General features: G+C 56.6%; 19 protein-coding genes. 11 read left to right on the top strand and 8 right to left on the bottom strand.

Features of this window, described 5'->3' with window-relative positions; all coding sequences use genetic code 11:
• Window positions 1-7: 7 nt before the first annotated feature.
• Window positions 8-502 (bottom strand): peptide deformylase, encoded by a 495-nt coding sequence (locus tag JOE56_RS00420; RefSeq protein ID WP_204514350.1) that lies wholly within the window; start codon window positions 500-502, stop codon window positions 8-10.
• Entirely contained in the window at window positions 495-3,896 is a 3,402-nt protein-coding gene (locus tag JOE56_RS00415) for a pyruvate carboxylase (RefSeq protein WP_204514349.1), read from the bottom strand. The genes JOE56_RS00420 and JOE56_RS00415 overlap by 8 nt, the downstream gene beginning before the upstream one ends.
• Before the next feature lie 158 nt (window positions 3,897-4,054).
• Here JOE56_RS00415 and JOE56_RS00410 point away from each other — a divergent pair, with 158 nt between their 5' ends.
• The 3 genes from JOE56_RS00410 (at window position 4,055) to JOE56_RS11150 (ending at window position 9,379) form a co-directional block, all read left to right on the top strand.
• Window positions 4,055-5,161, top strand: coding sequence for an exonuclease SbcCD subunit D (locus JOE56_RS00410; RefSeq protein WP_204514348.1), 1,107 nt, complete (start codon window positions 4,055-4,057; stop codon window positions 5,159-5,161).
• Window positions 5,158-8,133, top strand: coding sequence for an AAA family ATPase (locus tag JOE56_RS00405; protein WP_204514347.1), 2,976 nt, complete (start codon window positions 5,158-5,160; stop codon window positions 8,131-8,133). The genes JOE56_RS00410 and JOE56_RS00405 overlap by 4 nt, the downstream gene beginning before the upstream one ends.
• An 85-nt stretch (window positions 8,134-8,218) precedes the next feature.
• Window positions 8,219-9,379 carry an AAA family ATPase gene (locus tag JOE56_RS11150; protein WP_204514346.1) on the top strand — a complete coding sequence of 387 codons (1,161 nt, stop codon included), beginning with the start codon at window positions 8,219-8,221 and terminating at the stop codon, window positions 9,377-9,379.
• Window positions 9,380-9,483: 104 nt separating this feature from the next.
• Here JOE56_RS11150 and JOE56_RS00395 read toward each other — a convergent pair whose 3' ends face one another.
• Window positions 9,484-10,053 carry a MerR family transcriptional regulator gene (locus tag JOE56_RS00395; RefSeq protein ID WP_204514345.1) on the bottom strand — a complete coding sequence of 190 codons (570 nt, stop codon included), beginning with the start codon at window positions 10,051-10,053 and terminating at the stop codon, window positions 9,484-9,486.
• A gap of 215 nt (window positions 10,054-10,268) precedes the next feature.
• Entirely contained in the window at window positions 10,269-10,976 is a 708-nt protein-coding gene (locus JOE56_RS00390) for a lysophospholipid acyltransferase family protein (RefSeq protein WP_338028587.1), read from the bottom strand.
• Between the two features lie 57 nt (window positions 10,977-11,033).
• On the opposite strand from JOE56_RS00390, the gene JOE56_RS00385 reads away from it, so the two are divergent.
• From JOE56_RS00385 to JOE56_RS00375, 3 genes are all read left to right on the top strand, one after another.
• Complete coding sequence (locus tag JOE56_RS00385) at window positions 11,034-11,789, top strand: alpha/beta hydrolase (RefSeq protein ID WP_204514343.1); 756 nt, start codon at window positions 11,034-11,036, stop codon at window positions 11,787-11,789.
• Window positions 11,786-12,199 carry a hypothetical protein gene (locus tag JOE56_RS00380; RefSeq protein WP_204514342.1) on the top strand — a complete coding sequence of 138 codons (414 nt, stop codon included), beginning with the start codon at window positions 11,786-11,788 and terminating at the stop codon, window positions 12,197-12,199. Before JOE56_RS00385 ends, JOE56_RS00380 begins: the two co-directional genes overlap by 4 nt.
• Window positions 12,200-12,285: 86 nt before the next feature.
• Window positions 12,286-14,007, top strand: a complete 1,722-nt coding sequence (locus JOE56_RS00375) for a DEDD exonuclease domain-containing protein (RefSeq protein WP_204514341.1) — start codon at window positions 12,286-12,288, stop codon at window positions 14,005-14,007.
• Here JOE56_RS00375 and trpD read toward each other — a convergent pair.
• The gene (gene trpD / locus JOE56_RS00370; RefSeq protein WP_204514340.1) at window positions 13,957-15,036 is read right to left on the bottom strand and encodes an anthranilate phosphoribosyltransferase; all 1,080 of its coding nucleotides are present in this window, start codon (window positions 15,034-15,036) and stop codon (window positions 13,957-13,959) included. The two genes, JOE56_RS00375 and trpD, sit on opposite strands and share 51 nt — an antisense overlap.
• Window positions 15,037-15,225: 189 nt before the next feature.
• On the opposite strand from trpD, the gene ctaE reads away from it, so the two are divergent.
• From ctaE to JOE56_RS00345, 5 genes are all read left to right on the top strand, one after another.
• Window positions 15,226-15,900 (top strand): aa3-type cytochrome oxidase subunit III, encoded by a 675-nt coding sequence (gene ctaE / locus JOE56_RS00365; protein ID WP_275433679.1) that lies wholly within the window; start codon window positions 15,226-15,228, stop codon window positions 15,898-15,900.
• Between the two features lie 38 nt (window positions 15,901-15,938).
• Window positions 15,939-16,724, top strand: coding sequence for a cytochrome bc1 complex diheme cytochrome c subunit (qcrC, locus tag JOE56_RS00360; protein WP_204514339.1), 786 nt, complete (start codon window positions 15,939-15,941; stop codon window positions 16,722-16,724).
• 38 nt (window positions 16,725-16,762) lie between these two features.
• Entirely contained in the window at window positions 16,763-17,812 is a 1,050-nt protein-coding gene (gene qcrA, locus JOE56_RS00355) for a cytochrome bc1 complex Rieske iron-sulfur subunit (RefSeq protein ID WP_204514338.1), read from the top strand.
• A complete protein-coding gene (gene qcrB / locus JOE56_RS00350; protein ID WP_204514337.1) occupies window positions 17,809-19,440 on the top strand; it encodes a cytochrome bc1 complex cytochrome b subunit in 1,632 nt (543 codons plus the stop codon). The genes qcrA and qcrB overlap by 4 nt, the downstream gene beginning before the upstream one ends.
• A gap of 255 nt (window positions 19,441-19,695) precedes the next feature.
• The gene (locus JOE56_RS00345) at window positions 19,696-20,388 is read left to right on the top strand and encodes an alpha/beta fold hydrolase (protein ID WP_204514336.1); all 693 of its coding nucleotides are present in this window, start codon (window positions 19,696-19,698) and stop codon (window positions 20,386-20,388) included.
• A gap of 401 nt (window positions 20,389-20,789) precedes the next feature.
• On the opposite strand, the gene JOE56_RS00340 is transcribed toward JOE56_RS00345, so the two are convergent.
• Genes JOE56_RS00340 through ctaC form a run of 3 tightly spaced genes read right to left on the bottom strand, consistent with a single transcriptional unit; the run spans window position 20,790 to window position 23,790 of the window.
• Entirely contained in the window at window positions 20,790-21,191 is a 402-nt protein-coding gene (locus tag JOE56_RS00340) for a cytochrome c oxidase subunit 4 (protein ID WP_239272184.1), read from the bottom strand.
• The gene (gene ctaD / locus JOE56_RS00335; protein ID WP_204514335.1) at window positions 21,188-22,900 is read right to left on the bottom strand and encodes an aa3-type cytochrome oxidase subunit I; all 1,713 of its coding nucleotides are present in this window, start codon (window positions 22,898-22,900) and stop codon (window positions 21,188-21,190) included. The genes JOE56_RS00340 and ctaD overlap by 4 nt, the downstream gene beginning before the upstream one ends.
• Window positions 22,900-23,790 (bottom strand): aa3-type cytochrome oxidase subunit II, encoded by an 891-nt coding sequence (gene ctaC / locus JOE56_RS00330; RefSeq protein ID WP_204514334.1) that lies wholly within the window; start codon window positions 23,788-23,790, stop codon window positions 22,900-22,902. Before ctaC ends, ctaD begins: the two co-directional genes overlap by 1 nt.
• Between the last annotated feature and the right edge of the window lie 100 nt (window positions 23,791-23,890).

The following is a 23,890-nucleotide window of genomic DNA, read 5'->3' as shown; positions in this document are numbered from 1 at the left end:
GGGCTCGCTACTTCATAAACCAGTCTGACTGTCGAATCTGGCGCATGGCCTCTTTTCGACGGTCAGACGGTAAGGTCTGCACGTATACAACACCGTTCAAGTGATCGGTTTCGTGTTGCAACATCTGTGCAAACACCCCGTCACCCGAAATCTCAACGGGCTGACCGTATTCATCGACCCCGCGTACTGTCGCAAACGCGTAGCGAGGAGTTGGGAAGAACAGGCCCGGGACTGACAGGCAACCCTCGTCAATATCCCGAACCTCGCCACTTGCAACGACCTCGGGATTGAAAACCACTCCCCTACGACCGTGCAAGTCATACCCAAAGGCGCGCACAGCGATACCGATCTGCGGGGCGGCAACGGCGGCGCGACCTTCCGGCGCCGCCGTGTCCAACAAATCCTGTGCCAGCGCGACGGTGGACTCTCCGAACTGGGTCACCGGCTCACACGTTGTACGCAGAACCGGATCCCCAAACGTACGAATCGTGCGATTAGCCATCGATCACAACGACTAGGTCGCCACCTTCAAGCTGCGCGACTGGGCCAATTGCCAAACGAGACACCGTTCCATCGATGTGGGAGGTGATCGAGGCTTCCATCTTCATCGCTTCGATCGTGGCAACCGTCTGGCCCGCCTTGACCTTATCGCCTTCCTTCACCTGCAGGGTGACAACACCAGCGAACGGGCTGGCCACGTGACCAGGGTTTGAGGTGTCGGCACGTTCGGCCGCCGCAACGTCAACCTTGATGGATTCGTCGCGTACCGACAGCGGGCGCAGCTGACCGTTCAGAGTGCACATCACGGTGCGCATGCCGCGGTCATCGGCCGCACCAATTGCCTGGATGCCCAGAAGAAGCGCCTTACCCTTGTCGATGACAACGGCGTGCTCTTCGCCCTCTTCCAGACCGTACAGGTAGTCGGTGGTGTTGAGGACCGAAAGATCGCCGTAGGTATCGCGCATGCTGAGGAACTCCTTGGCCGGCTGCGGGAAGAGCAGACGGTTGAGAGTGTCACGACGCACTTCACCCTGTTCGTCCAACAGCTTGGAGTCGTTAGGCGAAAGTTCGCTTGCAGGGGCCTTGTGGGTGCGTCCTTCCAGCGCCTTGGTGCGGAAAGGCTCTGGCCAGCCACCCGGAGGGTCCCCGAGGTCGCCGCTGAGGAATCCGACAACAGAGTCTGGGATGTCGTAGTTCTGTGGGTTCTCAGCGAAGTCCTGTGGGTCCGCTCCCACAGCGACCATGTGCAGTGCGAGGTCACCCACGACCTTCGAAGAAGGAGTCACCTTGACGAGGTGGCCCAGAATCTTGTCGGCAGCCGCGTAGAAGTCTTCAATTTCCTCGAACTTTTCGCCCAGTCCCAGAGCGTTTGCCTGCTGACGCAAGTTGGACAGCTGACCGCCCGGAATTTCGTGCTTGTACACGCGTCCGGTGGGTCCAGGAAGCCCAGATTCGAATGGCTTGTAGACGTTGCGCACACTCTCCCAGTACGGCTCGAGGTCCTCAACATTGCGCAGGTTCAGGCCGGTGTCGCGTTCGGTGTTTTCAAACGCGGCGACCAGAGCTGAAAGCGACGGCTGGCTAGTGGTTCCCGCCATTGATGCGCTTGCTGCGTCCACGACGTCTGCCCCTGCTTCAGCAGCGGCGATGAGTGTCGCCAACTGACCACCTGCAGTGTCGTGGGTGTGGACGTGAACCGGCAGGTCGAAATTCGAACGAAGAGCAGAGACCAGCTTCTTGGCTGCTGCAGGGCGCAACAGGCCGGCCATGTCCTTAATTGCTAGGACATGGGCGCCAGACTCGATGATCTCTTCAGCAAGGTTGAGGTAGTAGTCGAGCGTGTAGAGCTTCTCGTTGGGGTTGTTGAGGTCCGAGGTGTAGCAGAGTGCTACTTCGGCAACCGCAGTTCCCGTGTTGCGAACGGCGTCGATAGCTGGGCGCATCTGGTTGACGTCGTTGAGCGCGTCGAAAATACGGAAGATGTCGACACCAGTGCGTGTTGCTTCGTCAACGAACGCGTCCGTGACCTTGGTGGGGTACGGCGTGTAACCCACCGTGTTACGACCACGAAGAAGCATCTGCAGGTTGAGGTTCGGCATGGCGTCGCGCAACTTCTCGAGACGCTCCCACGGGTCTTCCGCGAGGAAGCGCAGGGCAACGTCGTACGTAGCTCCACCCCACGCTTCGACACTGAGAAGTTCAGGAGTCATGCGGGCGACATACGGTGCGACATCCACGAGATCGCGGGTACGCACACGGGTTGCCAAGAGCGACTGGTGGGCATCGCGGAACGTGGTGTCGGTGACGCGCAGAGCGTTCTCCTGGCGCAGTGCCTGTGCCCACTTTTCAGGTCCCAATTCTTGTAGCTTCTGACGGTGACCTGCGGGTGCTTCCCCTGAAATGTCGAATTCGGGAAGCTTCTCACGGGGCTGAAGGGCAACAGGCGACGATCCGTGTGGACGGTTCACCGTGACGTTCGCCAGGTATTCAAGAAGCTTCGAACCACGGTCGGCACCGACCTTTGCTTCAAGCAGGTACGGGCGTTCATCAATAAACGTCGTGGCGAGGTCGCCAGCCTGGAAAGCAGGATCAGCCAGGACGGCCCGCAGGAACCCGATGTTGGTAGCTACACCGCGGATACGGAACTCAGCCAATGCACGGTTGGAACGTGAAGCCGCCTGCTCAAAGGTACGTCCGCGCGTGGTGCACTTCACCAGCATGGAGTCAAAGTGGGCCGACACCTCGGCGCCCGCATAGACGGTTCCGCCGTCAAGGCGGACACCGGCACCACCGGCGGAGCGGTAGGCGGTGATGGTTCCCGTGTCAGGTCGGAACGAGTTTGCTGGGTCCTCGGTGGTGATACGGCACTGGAGGGCGGCACCCTTGATGTGGATGTTGTCTTGTGTGAGGCCAAGTTCTTCGAGTGAAGCTCCAGCTGCAATCCGCATCTGCGACTGCACGAGGTCGACGTCGGTGATCTCTTCAGTCACCGTGTGCTCCACCTGGATGCGCGGGTTCATCTCGATGAACGCGTGCTTGCCCTTACGTGGACCTTCCGTTTCGAGCAAGAACTCGACCGTTCCGGCGTTCTGGTAACCCAAGGCCCGGGAGAACTTCAGAGCATCTTCGTGAAGAGCCTGTGCGATTTCGGGGTCGAGGTGTGGAGCGGGAGCAATTTCGACGACCTTCTGGTGGCGACGCTGAATCGAGCAGTCGCGCTCAAAAAGGTGAACAGCGTTGGAGTCGTTGTCAGCGAGAACCTGCACCTCAATGTGGCGTGGTCGCTGAACGGCCTGTTCAATGAAGACGGTCGGGTCGCCAAACGCACCTTCAGCTTCTCGCATAGCCGCCTTAAGCGCATCGACAAGCTCAGTGCGCGAGTTGACGCGACGCATACCACGTCCACCACCACCGGCGACTGCCTTGACGAAGAGCGGAAACTCCATGTCTTCGGATTCGGCGAGCAATTTGTCAAGGTCTGCCGAAGGGCGGGTCGAAGCAAGCGTTGGAATGCCGGCGCGACGGGCGGCGTCGAGAGCGTCGACTTTGTTTCCGGCCATTTGGAGAACATCGGCTGCGGGCCCAATGAAGGTAATTCCATTAGCGTCACACGCGCGTGCCAGATCCGGGTTCTCGGAAAGGAAACCGTAACCGGGGTAGATCGCGTCGGCGCCGGATTCCTTTGCGACACGGATAATCTCTTCGACGCTCAAATAAGCGCGAACCGGGTGTCCCTTTTCGCCAATCAGGTACGCTTCGTCAGCTTTGAGGCGGTGCTCAGAGTTGCGGTCCTCATATGGGAATACTGCGACGGTTGACGCTCCCAATTCGTATGCCGCACGGAATGCGCGAACCGCGATTTCACCGCGGTTGGCAACCAGAACCTTTTTGAACATGTAGGCCCTTCCTTGTTTCACGTAGGCAGATTCGCCCCACGCCATTTTCTACGCTTCTACTTTACAAAAGTACATGTGTTCTACACGACACCGGGCACCTTTGTGCGTGGTGTCGCGACGTGACTTTCTGTGTCAGTGCCTCTCGATACGCTTATGCCATGCGGTTTCTTCATACATCGGATTGGCATTTGGGGCGCACGTTTCACGGCGTGGATCTCACTGATGCGCAAAGTCGCTTCGCTGACCATTTGGTCGACTTGGCCCAAGACGGCTCGTACGATGCAGTAGTTGTGAGCGGTGACGTGTACGACCGCGCGGTGCCTCCTATCGATGCGCTTCATCTGTTTGACCGCACAATCACCCGCTTGGCAGATGCCGGGATTCGTGTCATCGCATCGAGCGGCAACCACGACTCCTTTCATCGGCTGGGATTTAGCCGTCACCAGCTGGACCGCGTAGGAATCCACCTACGAACACATGTGGAAGATATTCTGTGGCCCATCGATATGGGCGACTGTGTCATTTATGCGATCCCCTACCTCGAACCCGCCCTCGTGCATCGGGCTCTGAATGTTCAACGGAATCACCAGTCCGTTATCTCCCATTGCGTACAAGAGATCCATGCGCATGCTGAGCAACATTTCCCCGGTCGTCCGGTAGTTGTCGTTGCTCATGCGTTTGTGACAGGTGCGACGCCTTCAGAGTCTGAACGCGAAATCGGAGTGGGCGGTGTAGGCAACGTTGGCAGTGGCGTTTTCACGAACGTCGCCTATGCCGCTCTAGGTCACCTGCACCGACCTCAAGAGATCACTCAAGGAGTTGTGTATTCCGGATCCCCCATCCCTTATTCATTTGAAGAAGCACGCATTCCGAAAACCGTGCAAGAGGTGAAGATCGACGCCGACGGCGTGAAGTACCACGCCATTAAGCTTCCTCAATTTGTGCGAGCCCACAGCATTCGATGTAGTTTCGAGCAAGCCCTGACTCGCGACTGGTCTGATAAAGATGCTCTCGTTGAACTTGAACTCACTGACAGCAAACGGGTTCCACAAGCGCTTCAAAAGCTCAAAGCGAAAATTCCTAACCTCATTCACCTGCGCTGGGTGGACGAGCATTTTCAACGCTCATCCGCCGAACACGTCCACACGCATCGCACGACTGATACAGCCGTGTTCAGTGCGTTTATGAAACATGTCACGCAACACGACCCCACGCCGGAAGAACTAGAACTCTTCCACGAAGCACTGCGAGGTGGACAACAATGAGAATTCTGCACCTCACGATCGAGGGATTTGGACCGTTCGCAGGTAAGGAAGAAATCGACTTCGAAACGCTGACATCAGACGGCCTTTTCCTGATTGCGGGCCCCACAGGAGCAGGCAAAACGAGCATTCTCGACGCCATCTGCTTTGCGCTCTACGGAAAGGTTCCGGGAGGCCGGGGCCAGGTGAAACAGCTACGGTCACAGTTCGCGTCTCCGCACACGACAACTCGAGTAATCCTCGACTGCGAAGTACGGAGCAAACGTTTTAAGATCGAGCGATCGCCGTCCTATGAGCGCCCCAAACAGCGTGGCACTGGAATGACGACGCAGCCAGCAAGTGTCAGCTATCACGAATACATCGGGGGTGAATGGATCGGCCGGTCACGTAGGCACGAGGAAGTCGCTCAGGTTGTTCACGAGAACGTGGGCCTGAACGGTGATCAGTTCACGCGCGTCATGATGTTGCCGCAGGGTGAATTCTCTGCGTTCCTTCGAGCAAATGCCACGGAGCGGGAAGTCATCCTTGAACGGCTTTTTGGAACCGAACGGTTTGGCATGGTGGCCGCAAACCTCAGTCGGATGCAAAGTGAGGCAAATAAAAGCACCTCGGAGATTCGCACGCGACGTGCTGAGAAGATCACGCGCTTTTTGGAAAACGCTCACGTGCCAGGCATTCGGCAGCTTTCAACACACCCATCTCTGACGAACGTCGGTGCTGCCGCGACAGTCGCGTACATCGAAGAAGAAAGTCGATACCAGACTGCTCAGCGCGTGAATGACATGGCCCAAACACGGAAAGACACGGCTGAGTCACGTTTGGAAGAGCTTCGCCAAAGACGCGATGACGCGGAACATTTTCTCAAGCACCGTGAAGTGGAAAGAAAGTACGACCCCGAAGGGCACTCGCAGTATGCGAAACGCGTCAAACGTTTGAGGGAAGCCCATAGAATTGCGCCCGCATGGGACGAATATGAACGTGCCAGGCGACAGGCCAACAAGGTTCGAGCTGAACGCGATGAAGCGGCTTCGCCCTTCGACAACAGTGCCAGCGAGTTAAAGGAACTGCTCGACTTCACGCGCAGATCACGTCGCGCCTTTAGTGAACTCGAAACGCTCGATGCCCACAAGACGCAACTCGAGCAGCAGCTGGGCGATTACTCGTCTCGTGTTGACACGCTGACTCTGCACGTTGAAGAAAAACGCGCCCAGTTTGAGGCACTTGATGATCCACATGTGATCGAACACGCAGTCGACCAGGCACAGAATGCTTATGAAGATTCCACAGCGGTGCGTGACCGTGTGTACGCGCTCGATTCCAAGCTGCAGAAACTCACTCAGAAGTGTGAACGTCTGAAGGACCAACTCGAAGAAGCATGTGTACGCGCACAGGAAGCGCGGAAGGCGTATGACTCCATTCGATCTCAGCGGTTAGCTGGTATTGCTGGGGAACTTGCCGCCAAACTACACAAGAACAAGTCGTGCCCAGTATGTGGTTCCACCGATCACCCCTCCCCCGCACACAAGCAGCCCCAGGCCCCGGGGCAAGCGGACGAAGACAACGCGTTCAACGCGATGTCACAAGCGAATGAACGGCATTCCGTGCTCAGTGGCGAGTATGTGAAAGAACGTGCCACATGGCAAGAGCTTTCAAAGCAACGGCAAGAGTATGAACAGACGTCTGAAGTTGAACAGCAGTGTGTACGTAAACAGGCCGAATACAGAAGACTTCAAGATGAGCATAAACGCTTGACGGAAACACACGCGAAGCTTCAGAAAGAGCTTGAGCAAGCAGAACACGCCATGGAAGCAATGCGTGTCAAACAGACCGACTGCGAAAAAGAATGCATCCGAGTGGACACCCAAATTGAGCACCTTGAGTCTGAAACCTCGGTACCCGAATCGTTGCTCAACGTCATCGATAGGTCTGCCCCTACGGGTGCAACTCAAGCGCAGGATCTAGAACGATATGTGGAGTCGCTTGTACAACGGGTGGAGAAGAGCCTGGAGCTATCCCGAGAGCTGCAATCCCGGATCACCGACCTCCATGAGCGGGAGAGTGAGTGGGCAACTGCGTTTGACACCTCGGTCTTTACCGAACATGACGAATTCAACGAACTGCGAAGCGAGGATCTCGAGGACGCTTCACACCAACTCAACTTGATGGAGCAACACGCGACCCTTCTGCGGGAAAATCATGCATCCGATTGGTACGCACGAGGTATCGACGAACCTCTCACATACGATCAACTCACTGAGCGTGTCATGGCGCAACAACGTGTACTAGAGAGCTACACAGCAGACCTTGATGTGGCCAGCAAACGGCTGTTTCACGCCATGAAGAGGCGAGATGCGGCCCACCACGCGCGGAGCACGGCTTTTGAACAGGAACGTTCCTGTGAAACGGAACTCGCGCACAACGAACGCATCGTAGAGCTGGCGCAGATCGTCAACGCGACAAGCCCGTCCAACGCTCCCCGCATCACACTCAAGTCTTTCGTGCTGGGTGAAATGTTTGCTCAAGTAACGCAGGCGGCGTCGGACAGGCTCGAGGTGATGTCTCGACAGCGCTATCGCCTCGAACACGCGTATGAACGCCAAACTGGGCAAACAAAAGGTGGTTTGCTCCTGAAAGTTGTCGACACCTTCACTTCGGAAGAGCGGGACCCGCGAACGCTGTCAGGCGGTGAGTCCTTTATGGCTTCGCTCAGCTTGGCACTGGGCCTTGCAGACACTGTCTCTGCACATGCAGGTGGTATTCAATTGGACTCCCTGTTTATTGACGAAGGTTTTGGAAGTCTTGACCCTCAAGCGCTGGACGCAGTCATGACAGTGCTCGACGAGTTGCGTGCGCACGGTAGATCAGTTGGCGTCATTTCACACGTCGAAGAAATGCAGCAGTCGATCCCATGCAAGCTTCAGGTGGCCCCGTCACCGACCGGCTCAACGACATCGATTGTCACCGGCAGTTCGTAGTGTGCAACACGCGTTGACGCCAGTCGTGCGTTCACAATTAGCGACCTTAAGACACCAAACGGGCAGAATCCGCTAACGTTAGAGTGTGCTTGTTCTTAGCGTTTCTAGTCTAAAAGGTGGGGTCGGTAAGACCTCCGTAACTCTGGGGCTCGCCTCAGCGGCGTTGAGCCGTGGCATTCCTACGCTCGTCGTGGACATGGATCCTCAGGCAGATGCTTCAACTGGGCTCGATGTTCCCGTCACTACCCCAGCTGACATTGCGGATGTTCTCTCTGCCCCCAAGAGCAAACTCGTCAACCAGGCGATCACCCCTTCTGGATGGGTTGAAGGGAAACACGGCGTACTCGACGTGATTCCCGGTTCGCCTCGGGCCGCGGAGTTTGATCGGCCCTCGCTGTCAGACCGGTATCTTAAACGTCTACGCGAGGCCATCAAACGCAATGGCTCCAAGTACCGCCTGGTACTCATCGACTGCCCTCCATCGCTCAACGGGCTCACTCGAGCTGCGTGGACAGCGAGCCAGCGAGTCCTTATCGTGACGGAACCCGGCCTGTTCTCAGTGGCCGCTGCCGACCGCGCTTTGCGAGCCACCGATGAACTTCGTCGTAGGAGTGCCGCTAAGCTTCAACCTCTGGGTATTGTCGTCAACCGTGTGCGTCCCTCATCTCGCGAACAGAGTTTCCGGATTCAAGAGCTCAAAGATATGTTTGGGCCGCTTGTCCTCAACCCGCCACTGTCGGAACGTACCGTACTTCAGCAGGCGCAGGGATCGGCACGCCCGATCCACGAATGGCCGGGTAAGCCAGCCGGTGAACTCGCGTCTGCATTTGATTCCATTCTCGACCGCGCATTGCGCAGCATGAATGTGCGCGGAAAAGGTGGAACACGCGATTCGTCCGGAACGAAGCCTCTCGAAACGAAGACTGAAGCTCCTCTGGAAACGCCGAAGTCGCCGTCGCCGGAACCGAAGGCCAAGGCTCCAAAGAAACCCGCTGGGGCCCCACAAAAGCCTGCTGACGCCCCAAAGAAGCCAGCCGAAAAGAAAGCTGCCAAAACGGGTAAGGACGTAAAAACAGGCAAGGGTTCAAAACCAGACACCGACGCAAAGCTTGAGAAACCAAAGAAGAAGTCTAAGGAACCCACTCAGGCATCCGATCACAATGCGAACTCAGCGGGATTCGACGCCATGCTTTCGCGCAAGATTGAGTCGATGAAGGAAACCCAAGGACGCAAACCAAAGCACTAGTGCGATCAATCTGTAAAACACAGAGCGCACACAATGAGCGGGGAACCAACCGGTTCCCCGCTCATTGTTTATCCCCCAAAATAAAAGCGTTTAAGTAGCGCTATCTAGCCGATCTTCTTCTTAGCAGCGCGACGCAACGCAAGTTCGTCAACAGGTGCAACAGGAGCTTCAGGGCGTTCGCTGGGCAGTTCAGCCAAAGTTCCTTCGACGTCGCGCCATACACGCCCAACCGAAATCCCAAAGACTCCCTGGCCTCCCTGAAGGAGGTCAATGACCTCGTCGGGAGACGTGCATTCAAACACGGAAGAGCCGTCGCTCATGAGCGTGATGTTTGAAAGGTCGTCGATTCCGTGTTCACGCAGTGACCCCACAGCGACGCGGATCTGATTGAGTGAAACGCCAGTGTCCAGCAGACGCTTGATGATCTTCAGCACCAGAATGTCGCGGAACGAGTAAAGACGCGTAGAACCTGAGCCGGATGCCGTCTGAATGGTCGGCTGGACCAGGTTGGTTCGTGCCCAGTAGTCGAGCTGACGGTACGTAATACCAATAACGTTGGCGACGACGGGTCCGCGATACCCAATTTCCTCGTTAAGTTCAGGTAGGTCGTCGTTGAATAGCAGTCCCTGCGCCTCGCGCGATTGGGACGCTGCTACTTCTGGGCTCTGGTTCACACCAATTACTCCTTACACCCCAGGGGGAAGTGGGGCTCAAGCACTTGCGGAATTATTCCATTCTACATGCGCATGGCTTTCGGGATGATCTACATAAACGAAACTATGTGCTTGGCGACCCTGACTCAACAACCGCGCAGATAACGATTTGGCGTGTCGCCGTTATCGAAATTATCGAACACTCACGCACTGCTTGCAGAAGGCAAAAAAGTGCCTTACGAGCTAGGGCCGGCGTCCTTCTTTTCGGCCAGCAACCGTGTCTTCACTGTGGACGCATACGTATCCACGTACTCTTGCCCGGAGAGTCGCAGAATCTCGTACATGATCTCGTCGGTAATCGAGCGCAAGAGAAAACGGTCCTCGGGTACGTTCTCGTAGCGTGAAAAGTCGATTGGCTTACCAAAAACAATTCCAACTCGACGCAATTTGGGGACCATTTTTCCCTGAGGCTGAACCTTGTCCGTGCCGATGAGCGCCACCGGAACTACTGGGCAGCCAGACTCTAGGACTAGACGCGCAACGCCGGTACGACCTCGGTAGAGGCGACCATCTGGGGAGCGCGTCCCTTCCGGATAGATACCGAGCAACTTGCCTTCGTTGAGGACTTTTAAACCGGACTTGAGCGATGCCTCGGAAGCGGAGCCACCACCTCGGTCCATGGGCAACTGGTTCGTTGCCAAGAAAAACGACCGCACGAGCCGGCCTTTGATGCCAGGACCGGTGAAATAGTCCTTTTTCGCCAAGTACACAACCGGGCGGGGCGCGATGAGCGGAATAAAAATCGAGTCCATAAAGGACAGGTGGTTACCCGCGATGATCGCGCCACCTTCTTCTGGAATGTTCTCGATCCCTCGGACCCATGGGCGGAAGAGGATCTTAAGCAACGGACCAACCAAGATCCGTTTGAGGACCCAATAAAACACTCGCTCACCTTTCGACGGTTCCGCATTCACTATATGGCACTGTGGCATGCTGGAAACATGACTGAGTTAACGACAACTGATTCTGTGTCGTCCCCGATTTCCTTGCGTGGCGAATCGTCTGCCGCAGTTGTGATGCTGCACGGTTTCACCGGCTCCCCGTATGTGTGGCGCGACATAGCGCACCGCGTGCATGCGTCGACGGGTGCGACGGTGTCGGTTCCTCTTTTGCCTGGGCACGGCACGGTGTGGACAGATATGCTCGACTGCACGTGGGAAGACTGGGTTGACTGTGCGTTGGACGAAGTTGATGCTGCGCTTGCGGAACACGACCGCGTGGTTGTTGCTGGGTTGTCGATGGGTGGCACGCTGGCTTTGGAGGCGTTGGTTTCCCGGCCCGAGGTGGCTGCCGGCGTCCTGGTGAACCCGGCTGTGTACGTTGACTCACCTCTTGCGCGTTTTGCGGGTGTGCTTTCGCCGTTCATTACCGATGTGAAATCGATCGGTGGCGATATTGCACGGCCCGGCATGGATGAATACGCCTACCCGCGCACGCCGTTGAGTGGAGTAGCCCAGTTGTACCGAGGATGTGAGCGCGTGCGTGCTCGGCTCTGGTCACTGCAAACGCCGGTGACGCTGATGTCGTCTTCGACCGACAACGTGGTTGCTTCGCGGTCGAGCGACTTTATTGCGCGCACAGCACAAAACGTGAACCGTGTGATTATGCGTGAAAGTTTGCACGTGGCCACTCTGGATTATGATGCACCGATGATTATTCAGCAGATTGAACGTGCCTTGGCACGTGACGAAGCATGAAAAATAGCGACAACGGTGACTCTGTTCCTGAATGGGAACGCCTGAGCGAGGACGAACGCGTCCGTGATGAAGACTGGGACGCGATTGTTGCCGATTTTGGGCGTTCGACAGCGTACAACTCGGAAGTCTCGGCAGAAGAAGTCACCGAGTACCTTGAGCAACGCGAAGACTGGGAGGGGCCGGTCGTCGAAAAGGTGAATCTCAGTGATGCTCAGCCGGCGCGAGTCGTTTCGCTTGTCGCTTTGGTCGGTGGAATTCTTGCGATCATCGTGTTGGTGCTGTTTGTGCGACCTGTGCCCATGTGGGCGTCCATCGTGTGCGTTGTGGCAGCCGCCGGAGGTGGCGTGGGGGCGATCTTCACCTTGCCTAAGGAAAGGCGCCACGACGATGATGGGGGCGCGCAAGTTTAGTGGTACGTACGCGAGGCGACGAGTTTCGTCATGCGTCCTGAAGAGCCTGTGGCACCGTGTCAGTGCCATCTAGAACCATATGAGTTATGAACTATCGTTTTGACCGCTCCGCATCTCGCGGACCCATGACGTTTGCCGATCTGGGCACCGAACTCCACGATGTGACGTTCACTGTCGTCGACCTTGAAACCACGGGCGCTAATGCGGCCAACGGTGACATCACGGAGATTGGCGCGGTCAAAAGTCGTGGAGGAGAGATAATTGGTGAGTTTCAGACGCTTGTGAAACCCACCCGTTCCGTGATTTCGCCTTTTGTTGAGCGACTGACAGGCATTACCAACTCCATGGTGGCAACGGCGCCGGAACTATCTTCTGTGATCCCAATGTTTCTAGAGTTTGCACACGGAAGTACCTTGGTTGCACACAACGCAGGGTTCGACATTGGGTTTCTTCGCGAAGCGTGTGCACGTCTTGACTATCCGTGGCCGTCGTATTCCGTGTTGGACACTGTGAAGTTGGCTAGGCTGTGCGTCACCCGGCAGGAAGTACGTAATCATAAACTTGGCACGCTCGCTACGTTCTTCAACGCGCCTACTCCCCCGGTACACCGGGCACTTGAGGACGCGCGTGCGACACACCATATTCTGCAGTGCATGTTCGAGCGCTTTGGTGCGCTGGGCGTGACCACTTTTGAAGAACTCCAAAGCCTCAAGCCACAAGGGTGGAAAGTCCGGCAGTCAAAGAAACACCTAGCTAGAGATGTGCCGCATGCACCCGGTGTGTACATGTTTGTCGACGGTTCTGATCGCGTTCTCTACGTGGGCAGTAGCCGAGACATGCGGTCACGTGTCACGTCATACTTCAATGCCGCAGAATCACGCGGACGAATGGCCGAAATGGTGACAGCTGCGCAGAGCATTCGAACAATCGTCTGTCCAACAGAGCTCGAAGCGCGGGTGCGTGAAGTCCGGTTGATTGACGAACTTCAACCTCCATATAACCGGCGTTCAAAAGGTGCATCGCGTGAGACGTGGCTCAAACTCACAACCGAAAGGTTCCCCCGTCTTTCGATAGCCCGGACGTCACCCGCACCGGGCATGCTGGCGCTAGGGCCCTTCCGCAAGAACGCGTCAGCACGTGCCGCAAAAGACCTGCTGGAACGCATGTATCCGCTCAAGCGGTGTACTGCAAAACCAAAACGTGCCGATTTTCGACCATGCCCAGCCGGAGAAATGGGTAAATGCGGTGGTCCGTGCAGCGGTGTCACGAATCCCCAGGAGTACCTGAACGGAATAAGCCCCGTAACCGCTCTCCTGGAGGGGCAACCTCAGGCGTTTGTCGACAACACTATGGACCACTTGAAACAGTTGGCAATTCATGAACGCTATGAAGAAGCGGCCCAAGCCCGAGACGTAGCCATCAGCGTCTTACGCGCGGGAGCACGCGGAGAACAAAACAGTAGCGTTGAAGAGTCGGGGCGACTCGCCGTCGCAGTAGCTACCGATCACGGGTTTGACGTAGCAGTTGTCCACCGCGGGCTCTTGGGGGCTTCAGAGCACGTCCCATGGGGAGCCGATCTGGGTAGCGTGTCCCACAGCTTGGCTCTCACCGCGGCACAGTTTCCAGAGAGCCACCGTGGGCTCGCCGAAGAGCGCTCACTGATTTACCACTGGGCCATGAACGACGGTGCCGTCCTTCTGGACTTAGAAGAGCCAATTGCTCAGCCCACCAACGGGTATCAGCAGGCTCTCAACGAGTCAGCCTTGGGCGCTCCGAAGATCCTGCGACGCACGGACCACCGAATCTAACTTGGCGCGCGCAGCCCCGGAGTCAACGACCTCGGCGACCGTGTCAAACTTCGCTGCCAACCGTTCCGTGAACGACTCCTCTGAGGCGCTGTCAGCGGCAACCAACGCCGCCGCCGCGTTGAGGAGCACAACGTCACGCACCGGAGAATGTTCACCCGAGAGCGTGCGCTGCATGACCGAGGCGTTGAACGCTGGATCTCCGCCGCGGAGGTCGTCTTTTGTTACACGTGGCAAACCCAAGGCTGTAGCGTCGAACTCCCAGTGCGTGATATTGCCGTCGCGGACTTCCCACACGTCGTTCACATCGGTGTTGCTGAGCTCGTCGAGCCCGTCGCGGGAACGGAACACGACTGCCTGGTCGCCACGGTTGTTAAGAACCCCAGTAACGAGGTCGATCATGGCAGGGTCAGCAACCCCAATAGCCGCCTTCTTAGTGCGTGCCGGATTGGTGAGCGGTCCCAGGATGTTAAAAGCAGACGGAACAGCGATCTGCTTGCGCACAGGTGCAATGAACCGCATCGACGGGTGATAGACGTTCGCGAAGAGGAACGCCATGTTCTCGCGCTTGGCGAGCTCCGTGGCGGCTTCTGGGCCCAGTTCCAGCTGAAGGCCAAGGGTTTCGAGGACGTCAGCGGATCCGGACGCCGAGGACGTTGCCCGGTTTCCGTGTTTGAGGACCCGTTGCCCAGATGCGGCGATGATGAAAGAGGCGGTCGAGGAAATATTGACCGTCTTAGCACGGTCTCCCCCGGTTCCAACGATGTCCACTGAATCTTCGAGGCCGTCGATTCGCACAGCATGTTCATACATGGAACGGACAAGGCCGTTGATCTCGTCAACTGTTTCGCCCTTTGCATGGTGCGCGACCAAGAACGATGCCATGGTGACGTCTGGGACAACACCGGACATAATTTGGTCCATCGCCCACGCCGAGGTGTCAGCATCCATGTGAACGCCGCGCATGAGACCAACAAGCAGGTCCGGCCAGTTGCGCACATCAGACATCGTGGCCGGTTGTGCAGTACTCATACGCTCTCCTCTGATCATTGCCTGTGTGAGATTTACTTTCGTGAAGCGAAGTAACGACTAAATGCTAGTGAGTCCTCGCTCATTTTTCGACACGCCCACCCGTTTTTCTCAAAAGTGCCTCTTTGCCACTATCCACGCGACTTTCCTGGTGGCACGCGAAGTAAACCGCACATCGTTCCTGAGTAAAAGATGAAATTACCCTGCCAACTGGGTAATAATAGGCCTGTGTCAACAGCAACTGCATCTCATTCAGCGCCAGTTCATCCAGTGATCAACCGGCCTAACACCTCAACCGTGGGGTTCATTGTTTGGCTTGGTAGTGAGCTGATGTTCTTTGCCGCGCTCTTCGCCATGTACTTCACCATTCGGTCTGTCGCGCCTGAAATGTGGCAGGAAGAAACGCCAAAACTGGCTGTTCCCTTCGCCTTGGCTAACACAACCGTCCTGGTGATCTCATCCATTACCTGTCAGTTCGGTGTTCACAAGGCCGAACACTTCAAGCCGGCACGTACCGGCGGCATCTTCGAGATTGGCAAGTGGGGAATGATCGAGTGGTACCTCCTCTCGTTCTTTCTCGGTGCAATCTTCATTGGTGGACAGGTCTTTGAGTACGCGACCCTCGTCAGTGAAGGTGTAGCCCTCAACTCGAACGCATACGGGTCGGTGTTCTACCTGACAACCGGTTTCCACGGTCTTCACGTGATCGGTGGGCTTATCGCCTTCTTGATGGTTGTCGGTCGTGCGTACGGTGCCAAGAAATTTGGTCACCGTGAAGCAACCTTTGCTGTCTGCGTGTCGTACTACTGGCACTTCGTGGACGTCGTGTGGGTTGCCCTGTTCGCAGTGATTTACCTCCTGCACTAATACTTATCGCCTAGCTCAGACAGAAAAGGACTCGTAACGTGAAGCTTCTAGCGCAACGCCGTCGCCACCCGCTGGCGCTGGTCGTCCTGTTGCTCGTGGGCCTGTTGGTGACCGGAGGTGCCTACGCACTCTTCACTAACAACTCAACCGCCACGGCACAGCAGGCTTCGGCCAAAGACATCGAAGCTGGTGAAAAGCTCTTCATTGCAAACTGCAAAACTTGCCACGGCGCAAATGCAGAAGGTAGCCCCAACGGACCAAGCCTCATTGGTGTAGGTGCGTCCGCTGTTGACTTCCAGGTGGGTACCGGACGTATGCCGCTTCAGATGCACGGGCCACAGGGCCAGGTGAAGAAGCCACAGTTCAGCCAGGACGAAATCGACCAGATGGCAGCTTATGTTGCTTCCCTGGGCCCTGGACCTTCGTTGCCTGACGAAGAGTACCTGGACGCTTCCAAGGGTGACCCTGCTGCTGGTGGTGGACTCTTCCGCACAAACTGCGCAATGTGCCACAACGTTGTCGGTGCCGGTGGTGCGCTGACTCGTGGTAAGTACGCGCCAAACCTGTCTGAAGTGTCCGAAAAGCACCTCTACCAGGCAATGCAGACCGGGCCTCAGAACATGCCTATCTTCAACGATGCGAACCTCACACCTGAGCAGAAGCGCGACGTTATCGCCTACGTACGTACCGTGTCTGAACCGCCGTCACCAGGTGGTTTCAAGTTGGGCTCGATTGGGCCAGTCGCCGAAGGTCTGTTTATTTGGTTCTTCGGCCTTGGAGCAGTAGTTGGGATCACTGTGTGGCTGACCGCCCGCGCTAAGTGATCAAAGAAATCAGTATTGAGAACTAGACGAGGAAGCGAATGACCTCGAAGAATTTGACTGGCACAACAGGCCAGCTGGAGCAGGTGAATGGGTTTGAGAACCCAGGACTGCCTGAACACAAGCCGCGCCTTGTAGACAGTGACTCAGGTGCTGCGAAGGTAGCTGAACGGCAGATTGCCATGTGGTTCCTGGCCTCCATGGTTGGAACCATTTGGTTCATCGTGTCGTACTTCCTGTTCCCGCTCGACGGGAGCATGGAGGCACTGCGACTGCAGAACACCATGCTTGGCTTGGGTGCGACACTCGCACTTGCCGGTATCGGTATTGGAATTGTTCTTTGGGCTAAGAACCTGATCACGGACGTTGAGGTGGTTGAAGACCGCCACCGCATCGCTGGGTCCGAAGAAGACCAGGCGATCGCACTGGAGATCCTCAACCAGGCCAAGGAAGAATCGGGCATCGCACGTCGCCCACTTCTGCGCAACATGCTCATCACTGCGGTAGCGATCGCTCCCCTGCCTGCTGTGCTTGTTTTGCGCGACCTCGGTCCACTTCCAGGAAACAAACTGTTTGAAACCCTGTGGGGACCAGGCGTTCGTCTGATCCAGGACCCGGGCGGTATTCCTCACGAAGGTGCCGAGCGTCCGATCAAGCTTGCTGACGTCACCATCGGTTCGGCTTTCCACGTTCTGCCAGAAGGTATCGCAAAGTCCGGTCACCCGCTGAACGAGAAGGCTAAAGCAGCGGTTCTCCTGATGCGCGTTGACCCACGCGAACTCAAGACGGACCCAGCTAAGGAAGACTGGGGTATTGACGGAGTAGTCGCATACTCCAAGATTTGTACTCACGTGGGTTGCCCAGTTGCTCTGTACGAGCACCAGACACACCACTTGCTGTGCCCATGCCACCAGTCGACCTTCGACGTGACAAACCACTGCAAGGTGGTCTTCGGCCCTGCAAAGCGCCCACTTCCACAGCTCCCGATTACGGTCGACAGCGAAGGGTATCTCGTTGCACAGCGCGACTTCCCTGAACCAGTCGGACCGACCTTCTGGGAGATCCACACGAGGGAGACTGAGACTGAATGAGTAACGTTCAAGTGACCGAGTCGAAAGCACTCCAGGATTCAGCAAAATGGATCGAAGCGCGTACGGGCGCTTCAGTTGCAGTGCGCGAGTTTGGTCGTAAGATCTTCCCAAGCCACTGGTCTTTCATGTTGGGTGAAGTTGCTCTTTACAGCTTCGTCATCCTGCTGATCTCGGGTACGTTCCTGACGCTTTGGTTCAAGCCTGCAATGGGCGAAACAATTTACAACGGCCCATTCGTGCCACTTAAGGGTGTCGAGATGTCAGAAGCATATGCTTCGACGCTCGCAATCTCATTTGAGATTCGCGGTGGACTCTTCATCCGCCAGATCCACCACTGGGCAGCACTGCTGTTCATGGCGGCGCTGAGCTTGCACGCACTGCGTATCTACTTCACCGGTGCATACCGCAAGCCTCGTGAGATCAACTGGATGATCGGTGTCGCCCTGATCGCAATGGGTATGGCCGCCGGGTTCACGGGTTACTCGCTCCCTGACGACCTGCTTTCGGGTAACGGTCTCCGAATTATCGACGGTCTGCTCAAGGGTATTCCGCTGGTAGGTACGTACATCTCGTTCTTCCTGTTCGGTGGAGAGTTCCCAGGTGTCGACATTGTGTCCCGTCTGTACATGTTCCACATCATGCTGGTTCCGGCCATTCTTATTGCGCTGATCGGTGTCCACCTGATGTTCGTTGTGATCCACAAGCACACGCAGTGGCCTGGCGCTGGACACACCAACAAGAATGTTGTTGGTGAACCAGTTCTGCCAACGTTCGCTGCGAAGGGTGGAGGATTCTTCTTCCTCATCACAGCGCTTCTGACACTGATCTCGGGTCTGTTCACGATTAACGCAGTGTGGAACTACGGTCCATACGACCCCTCCCCTGTTTCGGCTGGTACGCAGCCTGACTGGTACATCGGATGGATGGACGGTTACCTACGTATTATTCCGGGCTGGTTCGAGTTCTACATTGCTGGATTCCCCATCAGCTTCAACATCTTCTCGGCCCTCTTGGCTGCGGGTGTGCTGTTCGGTGGAATGATCGCATGGCCATTCATTGAGCAGTGGGTGACCAAGGACTACCGTGAACACCACATTCTGGATCGTCCACGTAACACGCCTACGCGTACCGCTCTGGGTGTTGCCGTGTCGATCTGGTACCTCAACATGTGGGCCGCAGCGTCCGGTGACCTTATCGCAGTGATGTTCCACATGTCGCTGAACGACATGATTTACATCTTCCGTATCCTGTTCTTCGCTGGACCTGTCATCGGTTACATCATCACCAAACGTGTGTGCCTTGGACTGCAGCGTAAGGACCGCGAGATTGCGCTACACGGCCGTGAAACGGGTCAGATTATCCGTCTGCCACATGGTGAGTACCAGGAACGTCACGAACCACTGTCGCCTGAAAAGCTGTGGGTCCTGACTTCCTTCGAATCGCCTAAGTACATTCCGGCCCAGCCGAATGAAAAGGGCGTCATCACCAAGGCCGAGCGTAACCGTGCGAAGCTCTCAAAGTTCTTCTTCGAAGACCGGGTCGCACCAGTCACTAAGGCTGAACTTGACGCAGCGCACCATGACCACGCTGTTGAAGGTAAGAGCGACCGCAACCAACTCGGTAAGTGAGTCGATCAGCTTATAGCTAGTTAAAGGAGCGGGTGGGATTAACTTCCCACCCGCTCCTTCACTTGTACCCATTACTCGACGGGTTACTCATCCTGGGGGTGTCTCTATGTTTCGAGTCAAGCCGCGGGAGCGGTTGGTTCGGCCATCGGGCGCGCTCACAAGGTAACGGGACAGGAAAATTGGGTACTCTCTGCTGGCGGGTGAGTTGGTATGCTGAGGCAGGGGTAAGTGTTGCCCGTCAAGGAGGACGTTGATATGGACATGGTGTTGGTCGGTGGGTTGTGGCTGACCGCTGATGTGTGGGAGTCAGTGGTGGAGGAGTTGGGCAAGCGAGGACATCGAGGCATTGCGGTGTCCCTTCCTGGTCAAGGTGATGATGATGCTACCGCGACGTTGGAGGACCAGCTGGAGGCGGTGACGTCGGCGGTCACGAGTGTGGATCGCCCTTTGGTGGTGGGACATTCGGCGGCCGCATCGCTGGCGTGGATGGCGGCTGATCGGGTGGCTGAGCAGGTGGCTGGGGTGGTGTTCGTGGGGGGATTCCCCGAGGCTGATGGAGCGACGTACGCCGATTTCTTTGAGCCCGAAGACGGATGGATGCGGTTCCCGGGCTGGGAGAAGTTTGAGGGGCCCGATTCAGCGGACATGTCGGCACAGCAGAAGCGTGTGACCGAGCAGCGCATGGTGGGTGTGCCTCAGGGCGTGAGCCGAGCCACGGTCTCGTTGGATCATGAGGAGCGCTTTGGGCTCCCGGTGACGGTGATCTGTCCGGAGTTCTCTCCCCAGGATGCCCGCGATGCGATCGAGGGCGGGGACGCTCCCGAGCTTGCGGCTGCTCAGCGGGTCGAGCTGACCGACCTCGACAGCGGGCATTGGCCCATGGTGTCGTGCCCCGACAGGTTCGCCGAGGTGTTGAGTGAGGTCGCCAGCACCCTGCAGGACGCCTAACCGGGTACGAAGCATCACCGGGCAGGACGCCCCGACCAGGCAGGAAACCTGATCGGGCGGGGAACTCGCCGCGGATCGAGGTGTCGGATCTTCGTGTGACCGGTGCGATCCCGGCATAGGCCGCGAGGTGGCCCGCGCTCTCGACGGCGGTCCCGTTGCCGATGTTCCTTCAGCTCTTTGACCTGACCGGCGACTCTCGGGATCACCAGCTCCACCGACGCGGTCGCGGGAACGACCACGGTTTGCACGCCGAGCGACCAGACCCCCGGCCATCGGGGGAGCTCACAAGGTAACGGGCAAGGGTGTAGGCGTGGACTCTTTGCACAGTACCGAGTACACCCAGATACGCAAAGGGGGCCACAGCGTGAAAACGCTGTGGCCCCCTTTGCGCTACTTAACGCTTAGTGGGCGTGATCACCACGATCGTACTCGTAGACAAGGCCAATCAGACCAACAAGAGAGATCACTGCTCCGAATGGCATGATCCAGAATCCAACCGCTACTCCGACGAACATAATCGCCGCACCGGTTGCGAGAACCAGTGGCCACCACGACCACGGGCTGTAGAAGCCGTACTCGTAGGCTTCATCCGAGATCTCGCCAGCCTCATTGTCCTGCGGCTGGGCTCCAATGCTCTTGTGGTGCAAGAGAATGTAGCCACCAACCATGATCGACATGAGGCCGGTCACGACGAGCGCTGGGAACCCAACCATCTCTTCGAAGTTGGTGAGGAACCCGTACACAATACCCACTGGAATGAAGAAGAACGCAGTGGTCAGCATGATCCATCCGGCTGATTTCACTTAGAAGCTCCTTCGTTCTTAGCTGGCAGTGAGTAGGAGTCGCGTGGGTGTCCCGCGAGTTCCAATAGTTCGGGGTGGTTCGCGTCAAATGCTGGACGTTCCGAACGGATACGTGGCAGCGACGTGAAGTTGTGGCGTGGAGGTGGACACGAGGTCGCCCATTCAAGTGATCCACCGTAACCCCATGGGTCGTCGACAGTAACCTTAGGTGCGTTGCGTGCGGTGATCCACACGTTCCAGAACCACGGAATCATGGACAGCGCCAGGAGCAATGCACCCCATGTGGACACCTCGTTGAGGAAAGTCCATCCGTCCTGAGGTAGGTAGTCTGCGTAACGACGTGGCATTCCCTCGGCACCCAACCAGTGCTGGACGAGGAAGGTTCCGTGGAAACCAAAGAACAACAACCAGAAGTGGATTTTGCCGAGCGTTTCGTTCAGCATCTTTCCGGTCCACTTTGGCCACCAGAAGTAGAATCCAGCGAACATGGCGAACACAACGGTTCCGAAAATCACGTAGTGGAAGTGAGCCACAACGAAGTACGAGTCGGCGATCTGCTGGTCAAGAGCAGGGCTGGCCAAGATCACACCGGTGAGACCACCAAACACGAAGCTCACCAGGAATCCGATTGACCACAGCATAGGCGTTTCGAACGTCAGTGAACCCTTGTACATAGTGAAGATCCAGTTGAAGATCTTCACACCAGTAGGAACCGCAATGAGCATGGTCATGAACGCGAAGAACGGCAACAGAACTGCACCAGTCACGTACATGTGGTGTGCCCATACAGAAATCGACAGGGCTGCGATGGTGACCGTTGCGTACACGAGCATCTTGTAACCGAAGATGGGCTTACGGCTAAATACCGGGAAGATCTCGGACACGATTCCGAAGAACGGAAGCGCAATCACGTAGACCTCGGGGTGTCCGAAGAACCAGAAGAGGTGCTGCCAAAGAATTGGTCCACCGTTCTCTGGGCTGAAGATGTGCGCACCGAAAATGCGGTCGGCTCCCAAAGCGAACAGCGAAGCTGCCAAAGGAGGGAACGCCATCAGAATGAGGATACCGGTGATGAGAGTGTTCCATGTGAAGATCGACATACGGAACATCGTCATACCAGGCGCGCGCATCGTGATGATAGTGGTAATGAAGTTCACACCACCGAGGATGGTGCCGAATCCCTGGAAAGCTAGTCCCATGACCCACAAGTGTCCGCCAATACCCGGCGTGTACGTGGTGTTACTTAACGGGGCGTAAGCGGTCCACCCGAACGAGGCCGCACCCTGAGGGGTCAAGAATCCTGAGCACGCGATTAGTGAACCGAACAGGAACAGCCAGAAAGCAAATGCGTTCAGGCGAGGGAACGCCACGTCGGGAGCGCCGATCTGAAGAGGCATGATCACGTTCGCAAATCCTGCGAAAAGGGGCGTTGCGAACATGAGCAACATGATCGTTCCGTGCATGGTGAACAGCTGGTTGTACTGTTCCTTTGTCTCAATGAACTGCATGCCTGGTGCGAAAAGCTCTGCGCGAAGCAACAGCGCCATCACACCACCGATGCAGAAGAACAAGAACGACACGATCAGGTACATGTACCCGATGGTCTTGTGGTCGGTCGATGTCATCCAGTTGACGATGACCTTGCCCAAGCTCTTGGGCACCTTAGGTTCGTGTACGACCGACTGCGTTTCATTCGCCACGGCAGTCATTACTTCTCCCCTTCCTTGGTGTAAGGGTTCTTGTACCATTCGGTACGGTCCAGCTCTGGTCCGAGGCGACCCTCATTTCCTTCAGCCTTAAGCTTTTCGGTGTACGCCTTGTATTCGTCAAGGGAAACAACCTTGACGTTGAAAATCATTTCTGCGTGGAACTCACCACAGAGTTCAGCACATTTTCCGAGGTACTCCCCTTCTTTCTCCATACGAAGGTGAAGTGTTTCAACACGCCCAGGAATCATGTCGCGCTTTTCGAGGAACGCAGGAATCCAGAACGAGTGGATAACGTCACGAGAGCGAAGCTCGATCTCAACGTCAGTGTTAGATGGGAGATACAGCGTCGGTGCGTCGATTCCGGGTTGCTCGGTACCGTCGAGGTTGACCTGCTTGCCATCGTAGTACGCATTTTCAGTGAGGTAGTTGAAGTCCCACGCCCACTGCTTACCAACGACTTCGACTTTCACCTCGCCAGGCGTGTCGTCGTAGACGGTCTTGTCGAGGGTGTTGACGGTTGCGAAGAAGAAGCCCACAACCAGAATGATCGGAAGTACGGTGTACAAGATTTCCACCGGCATGTTGTACTGCACCTGAACTGGCAGACCGCGGTCGTTCTTGCGACGGCGGAAAGCGATGATGCAGAACAGCATGAGTCCCCAGGTGATAGCACCCACGGCGAGCAATGCGATCCAGCTTCCGTTCCACAGTGAAATGTAGTGGTCGGTGTGGCTAGTTGCACCCTTTGACTCTGGTGGGAAGAATCCAACCTCCCACTGTTCCTTTGTACAACCGGCGAGAAGCACCGTGCTGGCGAGTCCGCCTAAAACACCAACTCGCTTAGCCCAGCGTGCGCCAGACTTGCGTACTGGCTGATTCGGAGAATCCACGTGCAGCCTTTCGAAACCTAGTCGAACCTTTTTATGTGGCAAGAAGCCAGCACAAATGGTCCGAACACAAACCTTGACGAATACACCTTACCGCTACATG

Origin of the sequence: Brevibacterium paucivorans (assembly GCF_016907735.1) — a bacterium.
GTDB lineage: Bacteria > Actinomycetota > Actinomycetes > Actinomycetales > Brevibacteriaceae > Brevibacterium > Brevibacterium paucivorans.
Note: the sequence above shows the minus strand (reverse complement) of the source record. Positions and strands in the feature narration are given on the sequence as shown.

What these genes read in the sequence shown, in the direction of transcription:
- JOE56_RS00420 (WP_204514350.1), bottom strand. Translation starts at nt 502, where the DNA reads ATGGCTAATCGCACGATTCGTACGTTTGGGGATCCGGTTCTGCGTACA.
- JOE56_RS00415 (WP_204514349.1), bottom strand. Translation starts at nt 3,896, where the DNA reads ATGTTCAAAAAGGTTCTGGTTGCCAACCGCGGTGAAATCGCGGTTCGC.
- JOE56_RS00410 (WP_204514348.1), top strand. Translation starts at nt 4,055, where the DNA reads ATGCGGTTTCTTCATACATCGGATTGGCATTTGGGGCGCACGTTTCAC.
- JOE56_RS00405 (WP_204514347.1), top strand. Translation starts at nt 5,158, where the DNA reads ATGAGAATTCTGCACCTCACGATCGAGGGATTTGGACCGTTCGCAGGT.
- JOE56_RS00385 (WP_204514343.1), top strand. Translation starts at nt 11,034, where the DNA reads ATGACTGAGTTAACGACAACTGATTCTGTGTCGTCCCCGATTTCCTTG.
- JOE56_RS00380 (WP_204514342.1), top strand. Translation starts at nt 11,786, where the DNA reads ATGAAAAATAGCGACAACGGTGACTCTGTTCCTGAATGGGAACGCCTG.
- JOE56_RS00375 (WP_204514341.1), top strand. Translation starts at nt 12,286, where the DNA reads ATGAACTATCGTTTTGACCGCTCCGCATCTCGCGGACCCATGACGTTT.
- trpD (WP_204514340.1), bottom strand. Translation starts at nt 15,036, where the DNA reads ATGAGTACTGCACAACCGGCCACGATGTCTGATGTGCGCAACTGGCCG.
- ctaE (WP_275433679.1), top strand. Translation starts at nt 15,226, where the DNA reads ATGAAATTACCCTGCCAACTGGGTAATAATAGGCCTGTGTCAACAGCA.
- qcrA (WP_204514338.1), top strand. Translation starts at nt 16,763, where the DNA reads ATGACCTCGAAGAATTTGACTGGCACAACAGGCCAGCTGGAGCAGGTG.
- qcrB (WP_204514337.1), top strand. Translation starts at nt 17,809, where the DNA reads ATGAGTAACGTTCAAGTGACCGAGTCGAAAGCACTCCAGGATTCAGCA.
- JOE56_RS00345 (WP_204514336.1), top strand. Translation starts at nt 19,696, where the DNA reads ATGGACATGGTGTTGGTCGGTGGGTTGTGGCTGACCGCTGATGTGTGG.
- ctaD (WP_204514335.1), bottom strand. Translation starts at nt 22,900, where the DNA reads ATGACTGCCGTGGCGAATGAAACGCAGTCGGTCGTACACGAACCTAAG.